Origin of the sequence: Pseudomonas sp. BS3767, assembly GCF_900099665.1 — a bacterium.
GTDB classification, from domain to species: Bacteria; Pseudomonadota; Gammaproteobacteria; order Pseudomonadales; family Pseudomonadaceae; genus Aquipseudomonas; species Aquipseudomonas cerasi.
In genome coordinates this window covers 392,909-410,093 of the sequence record NZ_FNCX01000003.1, presented here as the reverse complement: position 1 = coordinate 410,093, position 17,185 = coordinate 392,909, and the positions used below count along the sequence as shown (strand labels likewise).

Below are 17,185 nucleotides of genomic sequence, written 5' to 3'. Positions count from 1 at the left end.
CCATGGACGAACCACTGGAAGACGACCCGCAACAGGTTGCTCTGCAGCAGGTGATCGGTCTGCTCACGCCACTGCGTCAACATCGTCAGGCCAGTGCCGAGCGGGCTCATCGCCAGGCGCAGTTGGAACTGAAATCGATGCTCGACCACTTAGCAGAGACCAGGGCGTCGCTGAATCAGGAACGCGAAAACCACAAGCGCCGCCGAGAGAGTCTGTCCCATGCGCATTTGCAAAGAACTCTCAGCCTGACTGATGTGGACGGCTGGCACGAAAAGGAAAGAACCATGCTCGACCGCCTGGCTTACATCCGCCAGGACGTGCAGCAACAGCAAATGCGAGTAGCTGAACAACAGGCGTTGCTTGAACAGAAACGGCTGCAAGCCAAGGCGTCTCAGCGCGCGGTCGAGAAACTCGCCTGCATGGAGGAGACGCTCAACGAAGAAGGTTAAGTGACGATGACCGCACCGATCAAAACCCCCGCCAAAGCGCCACCCGCGCCGAGTGCGCCGCCAGCCGCCTCGCGCCCCCTGCCTTCGCGGCGTCAGCCCGCCAGGTTCGATGACCAGCCGCCGGCCTTTACCGGGACGCCAAGGGGCGATGTGCAGAAGGTTCGTTTCGCGCTGAACCGTTCAGTGACCGACAGCCCGATGAGCGCCGACGGCATGTTCTTCTCGCAACTGCTGATACCGCAGGTAGGCGAAGAGCCGGATCAGCAGGGCTTCGGAGGCAGCGGTGTGGCCTTCTCCGCACAGTCCGAAAACGTACCGACGCAGTTGATCGACGAGCTGGCTCAGCGCTTGCCCGATCAGCCAGACGGTCCGCTGGCATTCAGCCTGCTCATGCCCAATCTGGGGAGCGTGCGGGTCAACGCCAGCAAATCCGAAAACCGCTGGAATATTCAACTGGGGTTTGGTCGGCGTGACGTTCTCAAGCGCTTGCAGGGCCAGGCCGGCGCATGCCGGGAATCGCTGGCACAGGCGCTCGGTCAGGACGTCGAGCTGGACATGCATGAAGACTTCACAGCATGAGCGCCCTGCGTCTGCGCAAGGTCGACGCTCTGCTGGCCCAAGCCACACGCGAACTCGGTGCCGGACGGCGCCTGGGCTTCAGCAGCCGCGGTCAGCACGCCGAACTGAGCCTGCTACCGCTGCTGGAAGACGCGCGGATACCGGCAGACGGTGTCTGGTTGAATACGGCGGTCGGCCCCTTGTTGCTGAGCGATGCCGAAGCGTTGCTCAGCCTGCTGGGCGAAGTGCCCTTCACGCTTGGCGGCGAGCACCAGGGCTGGTACTGGCAATTGTTCAACCAGCGCCTGAGCCCGGTGGTCGCCGACCTGCTGGCGCCTGTTGCGCCGTTTTCCGACACCCCGACCGAGCTGGCCATCGGCTGCCGCGTTCACGTGAGGCTGGGCAGCGAGCGACTGGATACCCGCCTGCACGCCGCACCCGCCACCCTGCTCAGGCTTCTGGGTTCGGCTGACTGGCAGGTCTTGAATCGTAACCTGGACGAATTCTGGTCGGTGTCGACACCGCTGATCGTCGGCGAACTGTCACTGACCCGGGAACAAATCGCCTCGCTACGCCCCGGTGACGTGGTGCTGCCCGCCCGCTGCCGCTTCGACAGCGCCGGACAAGGGTCCGTGACACTCGCTGGACGTCAATGGGCGGTCCGCACCGACCAACAGGCACAGCATCTTTTTCTGCAGCTCAGTCATGAGGAGCACAGTCACCATGAGTACTGAAGATCTGTATCAGGACGACGTCGAGATGCTCGACGACTATGAAGAACCGGTGCCTGAACAGGCTGATCAGCAACAGCGTGACGACGAATACGCCGAGCACGCATTCGGCTACGCGGAGCATGAAGAACAGTCGGGAGACCACCATGAATCGCCGATGCTCGATTCACTGGAGCTGGACCTGACCTTGCGCTGCGGCGAGCTCAGATTGACCCTTGCCGAACTGCGTCGACTGGACACCGGAAGCATTCTTGAAGTCAGCGGCATCGCGCCAGGGCACGCCACGCTGTGCCACGGTGAGCAGGTGGTTGCCGAAGGCGAACTGGTCGACGTCGAAGGCCGCCTCGGTTTGCAGATTACCCGGCTGGTGGCGCGCTCATGATCATGGAGGGCGTCAACCCGATCATGCTGGCGCTGTTTCTCGGCTCGCTGTCGCTGATCCCGTTCCTGTTGATCGTCTGCACCGCCTTTCTGAAGATCGCCATGACGCTGCTGATCACCCGCAACGCGATCGGCGTTCAGCAAGTACCGCCGAACATGGCGTTGTATGGCATCGCCCTGGCCGCGACGATGTTCGTCATGGCCCCGGTGGCGCACGACATACAACAGCGGGTCCATGAACACCCGCTGGAACTGAGCAACGCCGACAAACTGCAGAGCAGCCTCAAAGTGGTCATCGAGCCGCTGCAACGCTTCATGACACGCAACACCGACCCTGACGTCGTCGCCCACCTGCTGGAAAATACCCAGCGCATGTGGCCCAAGGAAATGGCCGATCAGGCCAACAAAAACGATCTTCTGCTGGCGATCCCGGCCTTTGTGCTGTCGGAACTGCAGGCCGGTTTCGAGATCGGTTTTCTGATCTATATCCCCTTCATCGTCATTGACCTGATTGTCTCCAACCTGTTGCTGGCACTGGGCATGCAGATGGTCTCGCCGATGACACTGTCGCTGCCGCTCAAACTGCTGCTGTTCGTGCTTGTATCGGGCTGGTCGCGTCTGCTCGACAGCCTGTTCTATTCCTATATGTGAGGCGGTCATGGAAGCGTTGGCGTTGTTCAAGCAAGGCATGTTTCTGGTCGTCATCCTGACCGCCCCGCCGCTGGCCGTTGCGGTGCTGGTGGGTGTGGTCACCTCGCTGCTGCAGGCACTCATGCAGATTCAGGATCAGACATTGCCCTTCGGCATCAAACTGGGGGCCGTCGGACTGACCCTGGCCATGACCGGCCGCTGGATCGGCGTCGAGCTGATCCAGTTCATCAATATGGCCTTCGACCTGATTGCCCGCTCCGGGGTCAGTCACTAAATGCCCTTCGACGCGCACAGCGCCTTTCAATTCATGCTGGGCATGGGACTGGCAATGGCGCGGCTGATGCCCTGCATGCTGCTGGTGCCAGCCTTCTGCTTCAAATACCTCAAAGGCCCGTTGCGTTATGCCGTCGTGGCGGTGATGGCGATGATCCCGGCACCGGCCATCACCCGGGCTCTGGAGTCCCTCGACGACAACTGGTTCGCAATCGGCGGCCTGCTGATCAAGGAAGCGGTACTCGGCACCCTACTGGGGCTTTTGCTGTATGCGCCGTTCTGGATGTTCGCCTCGGTCGGCGCACTGCTCGACAGCCAGCGCGGTGCGCTCAGCGGCGGCCAGTTGAACCCGGCGCTGGGCCCTGACGCCACGCCACTGGGCGAATTGTTTCAAGAAACCCTGATCATGCTGGTCATCCTCACCGGGGGGCTGTCGCTGATGACTCAGATCATCTGGGACAGCTACAGCGTCTGGCCTCCGACGGCCTGGCTGCCAGGCATGAACGCTGGCGGCCTGGATGTATTTCTGGAGCAGTTGAACCATACGATGCAGCACATGCTGCTTTACGCCGCCCCCTTCATCGCGCTGCTGCTGTTGATCGAAGCAGCGTTCGCGATCATCGGCCTGTATGCGCAACAGCTGAACGTTTCGATCCTCGCCATGCCGGCCAAGAGTATGGCCGGCCTCGCGTTTCTGCTGATCTATCTGCCGACGCTGCTGGAACTGGGCACAGGTCAACTATTGAAGCTGGTTGATCTGAAGTCGCTACTGACACTTCTGGTGCAAGTGCCGTGAGCGAAAAAACCGAAAAGGCCACGCCCAAGCAACTGCGTGACGCGCGGGAAAAGGGTCAGGTCGGGCAGAGTCAGGACCTCGGCAAACTGCTGGTGCTGATGGCTGTCAGTGAAATCACCCTGGCCCTGGCTGATGAAAGCGTCAACCGCCTGGAGGCGCTGTTGTCGCTGTCCTTTCAAGGTATCGACCGCAGCTTTGCCGCCTCGGTCGAGTTGATTGCCAGCGAAGGATTCTCCGTACTGCTCAGCTTTACCTTGTGCAGCGTCGGTATAGCGATGCTGATGCGTTTGATCAGCAGCTGGATGCAGATCGGCTTTCTGTTCGCGCCCAAGGCGCTGAAAATCGATCCCAACAAGATCAACCCGTTTTCCCACGCCAAACAGATGTTTTCCGGGCAAAACCTGCTCAACCTGCTGCTCAGTGTGCTCAAGGCCATTGCCATCGGCGCGACGCTGTATGTGCAAGTCAAACCTGTGCTGGGTACCCTTGCAGTGCTGGCCAACAGCGATCTGACGACCTACTGGCACGCGTTGGTCGAGCTGTTCAGGCATATTTTGCGAGTGATATTGGGGCTGCTGCTGGCGATCGCCATGATCGACTTCGCCATGCAGAAATACTTCCATGCGAAAAAACTGCGCATGAGCCACGAAGACATCAAGAAAGAGTACAAGCAATCGGAAGGCGACCCCCACGTCAAAGGCCATCGTCGGCAACTTGCCCAGGAGATCCTCAATCAGGAGCCCAGCGCTGCGCCCAAGCCGGTGGAAGACGCCGACATGCTGCTGGTCAACCCGACCCACTATGCGGTGGCCCTGTATTACCGACCAGGCGAAACGCCTCTGCCTCTGATTCATTGCAAAGGGGAAGACGAGGAAGCCCTGGCATTGATTGCCCGGGCCAAAAAAGCCGGCATCCCGGTGGTGCAAAGCATCTGGCTGACCCGCACGCTGTACCGCTCCAAGGTCGGCAAATACATCCCCCGCCCCACCCTGCAGGCTGTCGGCCACATCTACAAAGTGGTTCGGCAACTGGACGAAGTCACCGATGAAGTGATTCAGGTCGAAGTCGAGCTGTGATGGCTGTTTAGCCATACGCGTACCCTTCCAGCCAAGTGACCTCAACCGACGTTATCTCGCGGTCGTCGAAGCCTGCATGAATCACAGACAGAGTCATACCGGGTCATACAGGGCTGCATTGCCCATTGTCGGCCTGGATGTCGGGGCTGCGCCGTAGCCATGGCGCTTGACCAGGCCGCTGCTTGATCTCGGCTATGGTCTTTTTTATCGCTGGCGTCCGCAGTTGGCCTGGTCGTCCCATCCTGATGGCAGTGCTCGCTGCCGGGGTGACAGCTGTGCAGTGTCGAAAACCGACCGAGCTCCGCATGACCAGTAACTGCCTGATGCTTTTGGATTGCATCTGCGCAAAAAAAGACCGCCCCAGATGGGGCGGTCTTCTTTTCACGCGGGTGTTATCTCCTAAGCCAGATGATCCAGGCCTGCCAGTATCAGCTCGTTTCGCCGGATATCATCCAGGTTGGTGACGGCATAGGGGGCGTCGCTCACCGCGTGCCACACCACGAAATCACGCCGCATATCCAGGAACAGAAAGTAGTCATTGAATCGTTCGGCTTGTGAAAACCTCAGTTGCAGCGCCTCTCTGAGTTGTTCGGGACGCAGCGCTCGACCCTCGATGTGCAGCGCAATGCCCCAGTCATGATGCTCGCGCCGGCTGACGAAAGACACTCCGTTTGCCACCGGCCAGACCGCAGGACTCTGCGCCGCAACGTTGTAGTAGAACGCTGTTTTCTCCTCGACCTCGATCATGTCTAGTCCCTTAACTTCACGACGGTGTAATCACGCTCGTGGTCCTGGTCGTCAAGACCGTCACGCATGTCCGGAGGCCACCAGATGACCAGTTCGCGGCTGGTGGAGTCCGGGCGTTTGCAGGCAGTTCCCGAACAACCGTGGGTGGCGCACCCGGTCAGGGTAGCGAACACCACCAACACGACTGCAACGCTGCTGATCTTCATGGCTTTGCCCCCCGGAGCAGTGATGGCCGGCTCTCTTTGGCCATTTTCGATATCTGTGGCTGACGTACCGCGATATACACTTCGCTTTCCTCGCCCGGTTGCAGCCATGCATGGGGCCAGGCGGCGACGCCGATGACCCAGCGACCACCGCAGCGACTCTCGTCGATCCGCACCGGTTTGTCGGTATTGTTGCGCGCGACCACGACAGCCACACCCCAGTCCTTGCGGGCATACCATTGCGAGCGCTGGCCATCGAGGCTCAGGCCCTGGCCCGGGTCACACAGGCTGTCGGTTTCAAAGGGCAGTGTTTCGCCATCATGCATGCCCTCTGGCGCAGCGCCATCAACCATCTGCGTGAAGACTTTCTGAATGTCGCCACGGGTAGGCAGCTCACCGCCGTCACGCCGTTCCTTGATCCTTTTCATCTGATCATCGACGTCGTGAGGGTTGCCGTTCTGCACATAGCGAGCCGGGTTGACCTGATCGCCAATCAGTCTTGGCGTCAGGATGAACAGGCGCTCGCGCTGGCTCAGTTCACGGCTGCGTGACTGGAACAGCAGCTTGCCGATGTAGGGAATGTCGCCCAGCAACGGAACCTTGTGGACCTTGTCGTTGGCTTCAAGACCATGGAAACCACCGATGACCAGCGAACCGTGCTCGGCTATGACGGCTTGGGTACTGACATTGCCTTTGCGCACACTTGGCTGCGTGTCATTGATGTCGGAGATGTCGATCTGACCATCCTCGATATCGACGATCAGTTGCACCTGAGGCTTGCCATCGTGATCCAGCGAGCGCGGGGTCACCTGCAGACTGGTGCCTGCGGTGATGGGCTCGATATTGGCCACGCGTTCCGAGGTCGCGGTGAGGTATTCGGTGCGACTGAAGTCGATCACGGCCGGCTGGTTTTCAAGGGTAAGAATGGACGGGTTGCCGATCACCGACGCTGAGCCGTTACCTTCCAGCGCATGCAGTTCGGCGGCGAACTTGCCGGCGTTCTGAATGAACAGGGTGGAGCTGGTGCCAGCGTCGAACATGTTGGCGCCCCCGTTGACACTCCCGGCATTGAAGTTCCAGCGGCTGGACAGTTCTGCCAGCTCGTTGCGATCGATGTCGAGAATCACGGCGTCGATTTCGATCAGGTTGCGCGAAACATCCAGCTCTTTGATGAGCTTTTCGTACATGGCCTTGCGCGAGGGCAAGTCGTAGATCAGCACGGCATTGTTACGGACATCGGCGGTTACACGGATGTTGGCCCGCCCGCCAGAGCGACTTTTTCCACTGCTTTTGCTGCCGCCGCCACCATAGTGCAGCACCTGATCGAGGCCCTGCTCCAACGCATTGGTATCGAGGCCGCTGGAGCTCATTGGCAGACTCGGAGTGTCCGGGCTGCCACCGCCCGCCAGACCGTTACCGCGACCGCCTCGCCCCAGCAGATCCATACCATTGATGGACCCGCCATGAGAACGGGTATCCAGCAAATCCTGGAGAATGCTGGCGACACCGGCGACCACCAGTTGTTGATCGCGATAGCGAATGGTGCGGTCCGCAGCACTGGCGTACTTGAGCGGAAATACGATGACGTCCTGTTTGTCGCCCTTTTCCGGCGCTTCGACTTTCTTGCTGTAATCGCGCACCAGTTCCACATATTTTGCCGGGCCGCGAACCAGAACCACGCCTTCGTTCGGCAATACCCCCCAACCGAAGCGCTTGTCCAGCAGCCCCACATCGGTCAAGGCAGTCTGCAGGTCATCCACCGCGTCGGAGGACACTTCGATGCGTGCCGAGGTGTGCTCGCTGGAGGGGCTGACGTACAACGTGTCGTTATACACAAACCACTGGAAGTGATATTCCTGGCCCAGACGATCGAGAAACTCTTCCGGGCTCTGGGCGCGTATCCGGTCATCGAGGACTCCCGGGATGGGCGGCATGTCCAGCGCCATGCCGAATTCCTTGGCGAAGTCGGCCAGCGCCGTCGCCAGCTCGGTCTGCCGGGCATCGTAGGCGTAAGCCGTATGTTTCCAGGCTTCGGGGGTCACCGCCCACGTGGCGGGGGACAGCCCGATCAACAATAAAGGCAACCACATCAAGGCCTTGCGCATTTCAAACTCCCGGTTGCCGGTGATTGAGGGTCGTGCGCCCGGCTAAGGCGGGCACGGAATTGACCAGAGTGGTGTGCATCAGGCTGAGCAAGGCCGCGCGCTGATTGGCCAGGCTTTCCAGACGGTTCAGCAGATCGGCAAGGCCGCAGGGGCCAGGCATCCAGCTGACCAGCACCATGCAGCGCGTTTGCGGATCGATGGCGAACGCGCCGTCACAGGCACACGCCAGGCTGGCACCGCCGTGACTGAGCAATGCTTCGATACGCTGAGGGTCGTTGGCGTCATAGGGGTCGAGTAATTCGATGCTGCAACGGACTCCGCCACCCACCATTTCCAGCCGTGCGTTGGCGTCGTCGACCCAGCAGTCGAGCGGGCTCGCCGGACGCTGATCACGCCACAGGCCGACGACCTCCTCGAACTCACTGAAATCCATCGATGACATTTTTGGTCATTTTATAACCAGCCTGCTGGCATTGATCAGCGATGTTGGAGCTGACCGCAGCCTGCTGGCTCGCCTCACTGAAGGCATCGATGTCGTCGGCGGTGAAATGCCCATTGCCCCCGTCCAGCACGTCATCCACGTCGGACAACGCGCGAGTGAGCGTGGAATCGAGGTTATTTTGCAGGGATTTGAAATTTATCATGTCCTGATACTCCAGCAGAAAGGTTCAAACCTTGAGTGGAGCAAACAGGTGGAGCGGTTCCATTTTCGCCGCAAGAGTCTGTTTCAGGCAGCTGGCTCCGCGCCTGCCAGCCCATTGCGAAGGGTTGCCCAATCGATTTCGAAAGCGCCGTTGGCGTCGCTCAGGCGCAGGCTTTCGGTGGTCAGCGTCGCATCGCGCTTGAGCTCCCAGTGCTCTGCAAAACGGCTCTCTGCCAACCATTCGGCGACCGGCTCGGCCATCTCCGGATGAACGCTGAGTGTGGCCACTGCTTCGTTGAGCTGACTGGCTGCCAGGTTCCTGACCAGTGCCCGAGCGCGCTCGGCAAGGGTTGTTTCGTCGAGCAACTGGCACAATGCCTCAGTCAGCAGTTCCTCTACAGCAGTCATGGCCTGCTGCTGCAAGGCTTCGCGCTGAACGTGCAGCTCGTCCAGAAAGGCATTGGCACGCTCCCAGAACTGCGCAAGCGCCTCCTGATGCCGATGATCGGCTTTAGCCTGCTCAAGCACCAGCAGTTGCTCAGCCTGACGGCGCGCGTCAGTCAGAATGTCGCGAGCCAGCAAACTGTTGGCGATGTCTTCACGGCGCAATACCGGCTCGGGCAGCACCGCGTCGGCAGTCAAAGTAATACTGCGTTTGGCAAGCATGGGAGAATTCCTGGTGCAGAGAGGAGCGGATACTCAGGCCGCGGTGACACGCCATAGAACAGCCTGCCACAACGTCTGAAGTTTATTTTCGGGGGCCGCGCAAGGTCTGTCGGCGACCTCATCGGGCGCCCAGGCCAGACGCAATCGCGACCAATACTCAGGCCCGAGCCAGGCACCCAACAGCAAGCGCGCATCTTCACGCTCCAGCTCCAGCCAGACACCGGGGCGCAACGCTTTGGTCAGCGCCCAGCACCACTGCCCGTCATGGCCGTCGCTTTCGTTACGGGAAAAACAGATGCGCTGCGCCAGATCCAGCGCCTGATCACGCTGCACGGGCGTCAGTGCCAGCCAGTTCAAAACAGGCTCCGCAGGCATTGGCGGTTGACTTGGCGTGATGCCGATACTCTGCAGGAACACACTGTGACGGCTGACCATAAGGGCTTCACAGTCGCTGACGGTCAGTCCGCAGCGCTCGGCGAACCGGCTTTGCCAGCCCGGATGCGCCCATGGCCAGGGATTGCACCACCACTGAGTCCAATAGTCCTCGGCGGTCAGGTCCATCACGCGCGCGCCGGTACGGTCGAGCGACTCCGGCCGGCAAAGCCGATCCGCCGCAGCACTGAAGCGCGCCAGTCACTGCGCAACAGCAGCGCGGTGATCAGCAGCAATACCGCCAGGCCAGCCGGCACCAGCCAGAGCATCAAGTTCCAGAACGGCAAATTGGCGCTGTCCAGCTTGAACGGTCCGAAACTGACCCACTGTGTGGTTTCCTGAAACTCGGTAGCCGGTACGAACACAATGGAAAACTTTTTCGATTCTGCCGCTTGCGTCGACATACCGGGGATACTGCTGGCGACCATCTGCTGAATGCGTCCGCGCACGCTGTCCGGGTCAAGCGCTGCGGAGTGTTTGATGAACACTGCAGCAGAAGCAGGTTGCACCGGTTCGCCCGGTGCGATGCGTTCCGGAAGTACCACGTGCACCCTGGCCACGATGACGCCGTCTATCTGCGAAAGTGTCGCTTCGAGTTCCTGAGACAGGGCATAGATGTAGCGGGCGCGCTCTTCGAGCGGGGTCGAAATGACCCCTTCTTTCTTGAAGATATCCCCCAGACTGGCGCGGGACTGACGTGGCAGGCCGGCAGCGTTGAGCACCCTGACGGCGCGGTTCATGTCGCTTGTGGCGACGGTGACGACAACGCCGGTTTTTTCCAGACGTTTGCGCGCGTCGATATGCTGATCGGCAAGGCGCGCAACGACCTCGTTGGAGTCCTGCTCGGACAGGCCGGTGAACAGATCGGTTTCATCACTGCAGCCGCCGAGCAACACCATGCAAATCAGCAACAGCCCTGCGCTCAGAAATTTCACGGAAACCTCTACTGCAAGTTAGTCAGCTTGTCGAGCGCCTGCGCAGTCTTGCTCACCACCTTGGTGGTGAGCGCAGTCTGCAACGAGCATTGCGACAAGGTTCTGGTCATCGCCGCGATATCCAGCGCGTCTCCAGTCCCGGAGGCTTTCTTCATCGACCGCATCGCTTGCTGAGACATTTTTTCGGTTTCGCCCAGACCGCCGGAAATTGCGCTGGCGATATGCTCGGAAAGCGGCGCTCCACTTGAAACGCCGTCCGGCTGCGTGGCAGCGGTGAAGATGTCGACATCCGCCTGGGCCGGTTCTGAAACGAGCCCCTGTGGCACATCCTGCCCGAGTTCCGGCGAGATGCTTTTAACATTACCAAGGTGGGAAATGGTCACGTGAGTTCTCCGTCAGGCGGTTGTCGGTCAGGCCGCAGCCTGATTGCGGGTGCCTTGCAGCAGCGTACTGACCAGCAAGGTGGCGATTTGCGCAGCGCTCGACTGCACGTCGGTGCCTGTTTGCCCGGCATCCTTGAGCGTTGCCTCCAGGCCCTTGAGCAGCAAGCCGCCCAGCAACTGATCAAGATCCTGAGCGGACTGTCCGCCATTCGCCGACGTACCGGTCTGCGGGGTGTTTACGGGTGTGCCCAGTCCACCACCGGCCAATACCGATTGCAGGCCACGGTCGATAAGCTCGCCGATCAGTTGCCCCGCTTCACCACGGGTATTGCCGCTGTCACCGGGACCGGTATTGGCGTCGATCAGCGGATCACCCATCACGGACGAGTTGTTGGAAAAACTGCTCGGAGTGCCCAGACCTCCACCCGTCCCTGCCAGACTGCCAGTGTCACTCTGCTGATTACCCAGTTGCTGGCCAATGATGTCGAGTGCCGAACGGAACGCAGCCGTTTCGTCGCCATCAAGGAAGTTGTCTTCCTTGAGTTCGTTCACCCAGGAGCCCGAGTCCGGTTTGGGAAACTGTGCGGGATTGTCATCCATGAACTGCGCGATCTTGTTCAGCATCGGCATATCGTCTTCGGAGAAGCTTGTCCCGCCATCCTGCTTGGTCAGAAGATCATCGAGCATCGACTTGGCCAGGCCATTGAGCACCTGAGTCATCAGGTCCTGCTGTCCGGTACCCGAGGCGCTGTCCGCAGACGCGCCGAAGTTGTCACCGAGCTTTTCATGGATCAGCTTGTCCAGCGCAGCGATGACATCCTCAATACCGCCGCCCGCCTTGCCATCTGCGGCCATCGACTTGGCCAACAGTTTTCCCAATGGCGAGCTGTCGTCGAGTTGACCATTGCGCATCAGTTCCTCGGCCAGCTTCACGACAACTTCCTGAAGCGCCTTGCTCGACGTACTGCCAGTCGTCTCGGCTTCAGGACGTACCAGGACAAGGGCCATTGCCGGGGTTTGCAGCGAGCTGCTGTTAAGACTGAGACTCTGCATCACAACCTCCTAAAAGTAGCAGCCCCCTCAGGTATGAAGGGGCGTCAAGAAATCAGAACTGGACGACCGAGTTCCGGATCTTGCTTGCGACGATCTGGTTGGAAAGCGCCTCTTTCTTGTCCTCAAAGCCCGCCAGCATGCTCGACTCGCGGAGCAGGCCGTTCTCTTCGTTCGCGGTGCCGTCAAGCTCGGCACTTTTTGCATCGCCTTTGCTGATGCTGGAGCGAGTAGCGTCGATGCTGTCAGTGCTGCCGGTGTTGCTCACCAGTGCAGCATTACGGTCGGCGCTGCTCTTTACGCTGTTGATGCCCTGAGCGGCACCACCGATCGTGTTGACTACACCGCGACCCGCACCCGCCAGAGAACTCATGATAGTCATAACGTCATACCCCTTCGTCTGTACCAGCGTAATTGCTTGGTACAGCTAGGTGGCATGTGTCCGCGAATCGGTTCCAGATCTTCTGCAAAAAATCAGATGCTCAATTCCTTGATGCGACGGTAGAGCGTACGACGTGGAATATCGAGCTCCAGGCTGGCCGCGTCGATGCAATTGCGGTGGCGCTTGAGCGCTTGCTGAATCAAGGCCTTTTCGATCGCCCGCAATTGGAACTTGAGCCCGCACGCCATGTGCTCTTCGGTCTGCGAGTCAGCCCCCAGCAAGGGGAAGCCCAACACATGACGCTTTGCAGCGGCCTTGAGCTCGCGGATATTGCCGGGCCAGCGATGCCCCGTCAGTACCTGCTGCAGCAACGGGCATACATCGGGAATCGCGACGTTCAGTTCTTTGGCCGACGCCGCCACAAACCGAGTAAACAACGGCAGGATACGCTCGGGCTGATCGCGCAGCGGCGGCAGTTTGAGGGTCAGCACGTTCAGGCGAAAGTACAGGTCGCGCCGAAACTTCCCCTCTTCGACGGCATCGTCCAGAGAGGCCTGAGCCGACGCAATCACACAGATATCCAGGTGGATCGTGGAGGTCGAGCCCAGACGCTCCAGTGCTCGGGTTTCAAGCACCCTCAGCAGCTTGGCCTGGAGGGCGAGCGGCATGCTATCGATCTCATCCAGATACAAGGTTCCACCCTGCGCCGCTTCGATGTAGCCCATTCGAGAACGGTCCGCGCCGGTGTAGGCTCCACTCACCACCCCGAACAGCTCGCTCTCGGCGAGCGATTCCGGAATGGCCGCGCAGTTCATCGGTACGAAGCGCCCCTGGCGCCCGGACATGTTGTGAATGCGCCGGGCAGTGGTGTCTTTACCGGTGCCGGTTTCGCCCGACAGCAAGACATCGATGCCGAGCTGCGAAATACTTTCGGCAACGATCCCCAGATTGGGTACGCGCTCCGCATCCAGGTCATCGTCAAACTCATCATCGAGATTCATTTCATGACTCCAATGGCATCGGCGTTGCGCGAGCGCAGCGGCGATTCAGGACTCGGCTGCCAGGTCGATATGCGAAGCAACCCCCAGCTCTTTCATGCGGTGGTAGAGGGTCCGCCGGGGCAGTTCGAGTTCCTCTAGCACAGCGTCGAAATTGTGGCGATGCCGCTTCAAGGCATCCTGGATGAGCATTTTCTCGATGACGCGCATCTGCATGCGCAGTCCTGTTACCGGGTCACGCGCTTCGACCGGCTCGGCGCCCAGCAACGGCAATCCGAGGACAAATCGCTTGGCAGCGGACTTCAGTTCGCGCACGTTGCCGGGCCAGTCATGACTCAACAGGATCTGTACACGCCCATTGTCGAGCGTTGGAGCGGAGCGGCCACACTCTGCGGCGATGTCCTGGGTGAACTGGTCGAACAATGGCAAAATCTGCTCGCGACGCTTGCGCAAGGCTGGCAACTGCAGTGTCAGCACATTGAGCCTGAAAAACAGGTCACGACGAAAAAGTCCTTGTTCCACCAGTTCATCCAGCGGGCGCTGGGCCGAGGCGATCACTCGCAGATCCAGGGGTATGAAGTCGGTCGAGCCCAGCCGCTCGACCCCCCTGCTTTCCAGCACGCGCAGGAGCTTGGCCTGAAGGCTCAACGGCATGCTGTCGATTTCGTCCAGATAGAGGGTGCCGCCGTTGGAGGCTTCGATGTAGCCCTCGCGAGCGCGGCACACGCCGGTGAACGCACCATTGACCACGCCGAATAGCTGACTCTCTGCCAACGACTCGGGGATGGCCGCACAGTTCATGCCGACAAAGGGCCCTGTCCTGCTCGACAGCTCGTGAATCCGGCTGGCCAGGGTGTCTTTGCCGGTGCCGGTTTCCCCGCAAAGAAGCAAGTCCATATCCAGTAGCGCACTGTGCATTGCAATTTGATGACCAGCCGATAATGCAGTTACGTTCCAACGCGTTCGAACGTCGTTATCAATGTCTGTGCTCATCGATCACTCTCATAGCGGGAGGAAGGCGGAATATTAATACCACGTCTTACAAGGCACACCTATAGTAATTTAGTTCCCCAACGATGGTAAAAAATTTCACAAACTCGAGAATCACTATCAAGTAGCGCCAGCACCTTAAGATTCACTCGGTATAGCGAACGCGCTTTTACATGACCTTATTAATATATACTTATTCCAAAATTATCATAGACTTACGCTGGCCAAGCATCGCCGCAGGCCCCACAGCTGCTGGGGATCCGGGCGCATGCCCGATCAGGAGCCATAATGAAATCGAAAAATTTGTAACTTGCCAATCGTAGAAAAAACAGTTAGCCACCCCATGAACTTCGATGCCCCTGCACGGTGTGCCGCAACGCGTGAGTTCTTTGCAACAGTAAAAATCGATCAAACCAAAAGAATAAAGCACATGCACTTAATAGATTAACTTTCAATAACATTACAACTAACAAACTCAGGCATAAACCTGTCAATGTCCAACCTGCTCCACACGTTCGAATATAAAGTGCCGGACTGCAAAACAATGCCCGATAACTGGGCGGATACAACCAAGTTATCAGTCGGATTTCCGAACAGTGCGACATCGCTGATTTGGTTGGATCCAGAATCCCCCCATTTCTTGGGCCCATCTCGCGATAGCTTTTTGCCACACCTGCATTCGGTAATCCGAACGCGTCGCCTTTTCAGAATTTAGATTGTCAGGTTCTGAAAATGGCTAATCGGCTGAAAGGATTCACTGTAGGACAATCTGGCAATCAAGGATTATGGCGCTGTGAACTTTTCCCTCCATAAGCAGCGCTGATACCTCATCATCACTGAGATTGTTTCAAAATATGTGTAAGTATTTACTTACAATTCTTTACAAAGTTTGCATGATCCATTGAGAAACATATCTGGTGCAGGTCGGTCAGCCGCCCTTTTTACGCCCCTATAACGGCAAAAAAAGGAGCAAAATTCTGCCTCCGAGGATTTCGGATACACACTGAAAACGCGAAAAAGCACTAAAAAAGGTCAATTTTCAGGTGCTTTAAGGGCTCAGGAGAAAAAAATCGAGAGGTTATTGGCGTGGATCGCTCGCGTACACCACGACACGAGGACCGTTCGGCAGCTCACGCGGCTTATCGCGGTACGCGATCTCGTCGCGCTTGCGTGGCGACGAACGGTCATCGATGTACAGCCTCTTTTGTATCCGGCGGTCCAGTAACGAACGCTCGTTTTGCGATTCAAGCTGTGTCGCCTGCGACGACGCCAGACGCTCAGGCTGGATGGGGTCGGATACAGGCACCCGCTCGGCAGCGTTAACGGGTTGCGCGGCGCCGGGCAAGGGTTCCTGCCTGGCAACCTGCACCACTTTCGGTTGAGGTTCACGTCTGACCGGTTGCACCGATTCCGGTGCCGGCTCCCGCCCAAGAACCTGCATCAGGCCTACGGTCTGCTCGCGCGCTGCTGCGTGCAACGGTCCAGGCGTCGGAGCGCGCTCGGCCACCTGCGACGATGGCTGACGCTCGAGCACGCGCTTTCCAGGGCTGGGCGGGATGACAGCGGTTGTCGGCGACTCTCCGGTGATCCGCTCGATACCAGCAGTCAAAACCTGCGTGTGGGTCTTGGGAATCAGCAAGCGTCCCGGCCCATCCGGGGTCTTTTTTCGCAGGAATGCCGGGTTGAGGCGCAACAACTGCGCCTCATCTACCCCGGTGGTGGCGGCGAGCTGAGTCAGGTCTACCGTGTGGTTGAGCTCAACCACATCGAAATACGGCATGTTGGCGACCGGCGTCAGTTGCACGCCATAGGCGCCTGGATTACGCACCACCAGCGAGAGTGCCAGCAGGCGCGGAACGTAGTCCTGGGTTTCGCGGGGTAAATTCAAATGCCAGTAGTCGACAGGCAAGCCACGCCGACGGTTGGCGTCGATCGCTCGTACAACCGTACCCTCGCCTGCGTTATAGGCCGCCAGTGCCAACAGCCAGTCGTTATTGAACTGATCATGCAGGCGAGTCAGATAATCCATCGCCGCCTTGCTTGACGCTACGACATCGCGGCGGGCGTCGTAGGTAGCGCTCTGGTTCAAGTTGAACTGGCGACCGGTGGACGGGATGAACTGCCAGAGGCCCGCTGCCGCCGCCGGGGAGTTGGCCAAGGGATTGTAGGAGCTCTCGATCATGGGCAAGAGTGCCAGTTCCAATGGCATGTTGCGCTCATCCAGGCGCTCGACAATGAAATGCAGATAAGGCGTGGCGCGCTTGCTGGCCCCGGTCAGGAAGCCCCTATTGTTCAGCAGCCAGTCACGCTGACGAGCAATACGTTCATTGACGCCCTGCCCGTCCACCAGCCGGCATCGCTGCGCTACCCGTTGCCAAACGTCCTCGCCGTTGTAGACGGGCAAATCGGAAACAGTCGTTGCAGCCAGAGGGTTTGCCTGCGCGTCGTCAGAGCGATGCCCCAGCCCGGCGACCAGTCGCGGTAAGCGGTCCAGGCGCGGCTGTGAGTCATCGACTGACTGACAGCCCACACACAGCGACCCCAAGGCCAGGACGGCGATCTGTATCGAACGAGCCAGCAAACGAGGAGACGAAACGTGGAGGGCAACGGCGGCCATGTGCGGAATGTCCTGAACGTGTCCCCCTACGTGGCACGCCCGCCTTTCCAGTTCCCTGCAACGCGTATTTCGCTTGCGTACGCACAAGCCTGAAACGTTTCAGCCAGCTGTTTTTCTGT

At 59.2% G+C, this 17,185-nt stretch carries 22 protein-coding genes; 8 read left to right on the top strand and 14 right to left on the bottom strand.

Annotated elements, in window-relative coordinates; all coding sequences use genetic code 11:
- Nucleotides 1-2: 2 nt before the first annotated feature.
- The 8 genes from BLR16_RS10965 to sctU are packed head-to-tail and all read left to right on the top strand — an operon-like array spanning nt 3 to nt 4,915.
- On the top strand, nt 3-449 hold the full coding sequence (locus tag BLR16_RS10965; RefSeq protein ID WP_060708758.1) for a hypothetical protein: 447 nt from the start codon (nt 3-5) through the stop codon (nt 447-449).
- Between the two features lie 6 nt (nt 450-455).
- Nucleotides 456-1,028, top strand: coding sequence for a type III secretion system protein HrpP (hrpP, locus tag BLR16_RS10960; RefSeq protein WP_003365132.1), 573 nt, complete (start codon nt 456-458; stop codon nt 1,026-1,028).
- Nucleotides 1,025-1,741, top strand: coding sequence for a type III secretion system protein (locus BLR16_RS10955; RefSeq protein WP_074805634.1), 717 nt, complete (start codon nt 1,025-1,027; stop codon nt 1,739-1,741). The genes hrpP and BLR16_RS10955 overlap by 4 nt, the downstream gene beginning before the upstream one ends.
- Nucleotides 1,731-2,120, top strand: coding sequence for a FliM/FliN family flagellar motor switch protein (locus BLR16_RS10950; protein WP_074805637.1), 390 nt, complete (start codon nt 1,731-1,733; stop codon nt 2,118-2,120). Before BLR16_RS10955 ends, BLR16_RS10950 begins: the two co-directional genes overlap by 11 nt.
- A complete protein-coding gene (gene sctR, locus BLR16_RS10945) occupies nt 2,117-2,770 on the top strand; it encodes a type III secretion system export apparatus subunit SctR (RefSeq protein ID WP_003409078.1) in 654 nt (217 codons plus the stop codon). Before BLR16_RS10950 ends, sctR begins: the two co-directional genes overlap by 4 nt.
- 7 nt (nt 2,771-2,777) lie before the next feature.
- On the top strand, nt 2,778-3,044 hold the full coding sequence (gene sctS, locus BLR16_RS10940; protein WP_003339811.1) for a type III secretion system export apparatus subunit SctS: 267 nt from the start codon (nt 2,778-2,780) through the stop codon (nt 3,042-3,044).
- Nucleotides 3,045-3,839, top strand: coding sequence for a type III secretion system export apparatus subunit SctT (gene sctT / locus BLR16_RS10935; protein ID WP_092194243.1), 795 nt, complete (start codon nt 3,045-3,047; stop codon nt 3,837-3,839).
- On the top strand, nt 3,836-4,915 hold the full coding sequence (gene sctU, locus BLR16_RS10930) for a type III secretion system export apparatus subunit SctU (RefSeq protein ID WP_003433472.1): 1,080 nt from the start codon (nt 3,836-3,838) through the stop codon (nt 4,913-4,915). Before sctT ends, sctU begins: the two co-directional genes overlap by 4 nt.
- A 399-nt stretch (nt 4,916-5,314) precedes the next feature.
- Here the strand turns inward: sctU and BLR16_RS10920 are convergent, their stop codons facing one another.
- The 14 genes from BLR16_RS10920 to BLR16_RS10855 all read right to left on the bottom strand — a co-directional run bounded on the left by BLR16_RS10920 (nt 5,315) and on the right by BLR16_RS10855 (nt 17,066).
- Complete coding sequence (locus tag BLR16_RS10920; RefSeq protein ID WP_003365146.1) at nt 5,315-5,662, bottom strand: hypothetical protein; 348 nt, start codon at nt 5,660-5,662, stop codon at nt 5,315-5,317.
- A gap of 2 nt (nt 5,663-5,664) precedes the next feature.
- Nucleotides 5,665-5,868, bottom strand: coding sequence for an HrpT family type III secretion system protein (gene hrpT, locus BLR16_RS10915; RefSeq protein WP_003314144.1), 204 nt, complete (start codon nt 5,866-5,868; stop codon nt 5,665-5,667).
- A complete protein-coding gene (gene sctC / locus BLR16_RS10910) occupies nt 5,865-7,970 on the bottom strand; it encodes a type III secretion system outer membrane ring subunit SctC (protein ID WP_003433473.1) in 2,106 nt (701 codons plus the stop codon). The genes hrpT and sctC overlap by 4 nt, the downstream gene beginning before the upstream one ends.
- A gap of 1 nt (nt 7,971) precedes the next feature.
- Nucleotides 7,972-8,412 carry a type III secretion system protein HrpG gene (locus tag BLR16_RS10905; protein ID WP_003415377.1) on the bottom strand — a complete coding sequence of 147 codons (441 nt, stop codon included), beginning with the start codon at nt 8,410-8,412 and terminating at the stop codon, nt 7,972-7,974.
- The gene (locus BLR16_RS10900) at nt 8,390-8,614 is read right to left on the bottom strand and encodes a type III secretion protein (protein WP_003314139.1); all 225 of its coding nucleotides are present in this window, start codon (nt 8,612-8,614) and stop codon (nt 8,390-8,392) included. The genes BLR16_RS10905 and BLR16_RS10900 overlap by 23 nt, the downstream gene beginning before the upstream one ends.
- Before the next feature lie 83 nt (nt 8,615-8,697).
- Nucleotides 8,698-9,279 carry a type III secretion system stator protein SctL gene (sctL, locus tag BLR16_RS10895; RefSeq protein ID WP_054080718.1) on the bottom strand — a complete coding sequence of 194 codons (582 nt, stop codon included), beginning with the start codon at nt 9,277-9,279 and terminating at the stop codon, nt 8,698-8,700.
- Between the two features lie 33 nt (nt 9,280-9,312).
- A complete protein-coding gene (locus BLR16_RS10890; RefSeq protein ID WP_003365149.1) occupies nt 9,313-9,840 on the bottom strand; it encodes a hypothetical protein in 528 nt (175 codons plus the stop codon).
- Nucleotides 9,840-10,646, bottom strand: coding sequence for a type III secretion system inner membrane ring lipoprotein SctJ (sctJ, locus tag BLR16_RS10885; RefSeq protein ID WP_003433474.1), 807 nt, complete (start codon nt 10,644-10,646; stop codon nt 9,840-9,842). The genes BLR16_RS10890 and sctJ overlap by 1 nt, the downstream gene beginning before the upstream one ends.
- Before the next feature lie 8 nt (nt 10,647-10,654).
- Nucleotides 10,655-11,029 (bottom strand): type III secretion system inner rod subunit SctI, encoded by a 375-nt coding sequence (sctI, locus tag BLR16_RS10880; protein ID WP_003314135.1) that lies wholly within the window; start codon nt 11,027-11,029, stop codon nt 10,655-10,657.
- 27 nt (nt 11,030-11,056) lie between these two features.
- Nucleotides 11,057-12,082 carry a type III secretion system effector HrpZ gene (hrpZ, locus tag BLR16_RS10875; protein ID WP_074805640.1) on the bottom strand — a complete coding sequence of 342 codons (1,026 nt, stop codon included), beginning with the start codon at nt 12,080-12,082 and terminating at the stop codon, nt 11,057-11,059.
- A gap of 52 nt (nt 12,083-12,134) precedes the next feature.
- Nucleotides 12,135-12,461 (bottom strand): type III secretion system major pilin HrpA, encoded by a 327-nt coding sequence (locus BLR16_RS10870; protein ID WP_003314134.1) that lies wholly within the window; start codon nt 12,459-12,461, stop codon nt 12,135-12,137.
- 92 nt (nt 12,462-12,553) lie between these two features.
- Nucleotides 12,554-13,462, bottom strand: a complete 909-nt coding sequence (gene hrpS / locus BLR16_RS10865) for a transcriptional regulator HrpS (protein ID WP_003365153.1) — start codon at nt 13,460-13,462, stop codon at nt 12,554-12,556.
- Nucleotides 13,463-13,507: 45 nt separating this feature from the next.
- On the bottom strand, nt 13,508-14,452 hold the full coding sequence (gene hrpR, locus BLR16_RS10860) for a transcriptional regulator HrpR (protein WP_072365606.1): 945 nt from the start codon (nt 14,450-14,452) through the stop codon (nt 13,508-13,510).
- A gap of 1,075 nt (nt 14,453-15,527) precedes the next feature.
- Nucleotides 15,528-17,066 carry a lytic transglycosylase domain-containing protein gene (locus BLR16_RS10855; protein ID WP_074805642.1) on the bottom strand — a complete coding sequence of 513 codons (1,539 nt, stop codon included), beginning with the start codon at nt 17,064-17,066 and terminating at the stop codon, nt 15,528-15,530.
- Nucleotides 17,067-17,185: the final 119 nt, after the last annotated feature.

Coding starts and splice junctions, on each gene's coding strand:
- BLR16_RS10965 (WP_060708758.1), top strand. CDS start 3: ATGGACGAACCACTGGAAGACGACCCGCAACAGGTTGCTCTGCAGCAG.
- hrpP (WP_003365132.1), top strand. CDS start 456: ATGACCGCACCGATCAAAACCCCCGCCAAAGCGCCACCCGCGCCGAGT.
- BLR16_RS10955 (WP_074805634.1), top strand. CDS start 1,025: ATGAGCGCCCTGCGTCTGCGCAAGGTCGACGCTCTGCTGGCCCAAGCC.
- BLR16_RS10950 (WP_074805637.1), top strand. CDS start 1,731: ATGAGTACTGAAGATCTGTATCAGGACGACGTCGAGATGCTCGACGAC.
- sctR (WP_003409078.1), top strand. CDS start 2,117: ATGATCATGGAGGGCGTCAACCCGATCATGCTGGCGCTGTTTCTCGGC.
- sctS (WP_003339811.1), top strand. CDS start 2,778: ATGGAAGCGTTGGCGTTGTTCAAGCAAGGCATGTTTCTGGTCGTCATC.
- sctT (WP_092194243.1), top strand. CDS start 3,045: ATGCCCTTCGACGCGCACAGCGCCTTTCAATTCATGCTGGGCATGGGA.
- BLR16_RS10920 (WP_003365146.1), bottom strand. CDS start 5,662: ATGATCGAGGTCGAGGAGAAAACAGCGTTCTACTACAACGTTGCGGCG.
- hrpT (WP_003314144.1), bottom strand. CDS start 5,868: ATGAAGATCAGCAGCGTTGCAGTCGTGTTGGTGGTGTTCGCTACCCTG.
- sctC (WP_003433473.1), bottom strand. CDS start 7,970: ATGCGCAAGGCCTTGATGTGGTTGCCTTTATTGTTGATCGGGCTGTCC.
- BLR16_RS10905 (WP_003415377.1), bottom strand. CDS start 8,412: ATGTCATCGATGGATTTCAGTGAGTTCGAGGAGGTCGTCGGCCTGTGG.
- BLR16_RS10900 (WP_003314139.1), bottom strand. CDS start 8,614: ATGATAAATTTCAAATCCCTGCAAAATAACCTCGATTCCACGCTCACT.
- sctL (WP_054080718.1), bottom strand. CDS start 9,279: ATGCTTGCCAAACGCAGTATTACTTTGACTGCCGACGCGGTGCTGCCC.
- BLR16_RS10890 (WP_003365149.1), bottom strand. CDS start 9,840: ATGGACCTGACCGCCGAGGACTATTGGACTCAGTGGTGGTGCAATCCC.
- hrpZ (WP_074805640.1), bottom strand. CDS start 12,082: ATGCAGAGTCTCAGTCTTAACAGCAGCTCGCTGCAAACCCCGGCAATG.
- BLR16_RS10870 (WP_003314134.1), bottom strand. CDS start 12,461: ATGACTATCATGAGTTCTCTGGCGGGTGCGGGTCGCGGTGTAGTCAAC.
- hrpS (WP_003365153.1), bottom strand. CDS start 13,462: ATGAATCTCGATGATGAGTTTGACGATGACCTGGATGCGGAGCGCGTA.
- hrpR (WP_072365606.1), bottom strand. CDS start 14,452: ATGAGCACAGACATTGATAACGACGTTCGAACGCGTTGGAACGTAACT.
- BLR16_RS10855 (WP_074805642.1), bottom strand. CDS start 17,066: ATGGCCGCCGTTGCCCTCCACGTTTCGTCTCCTCGTTTGCTGGCTCGT.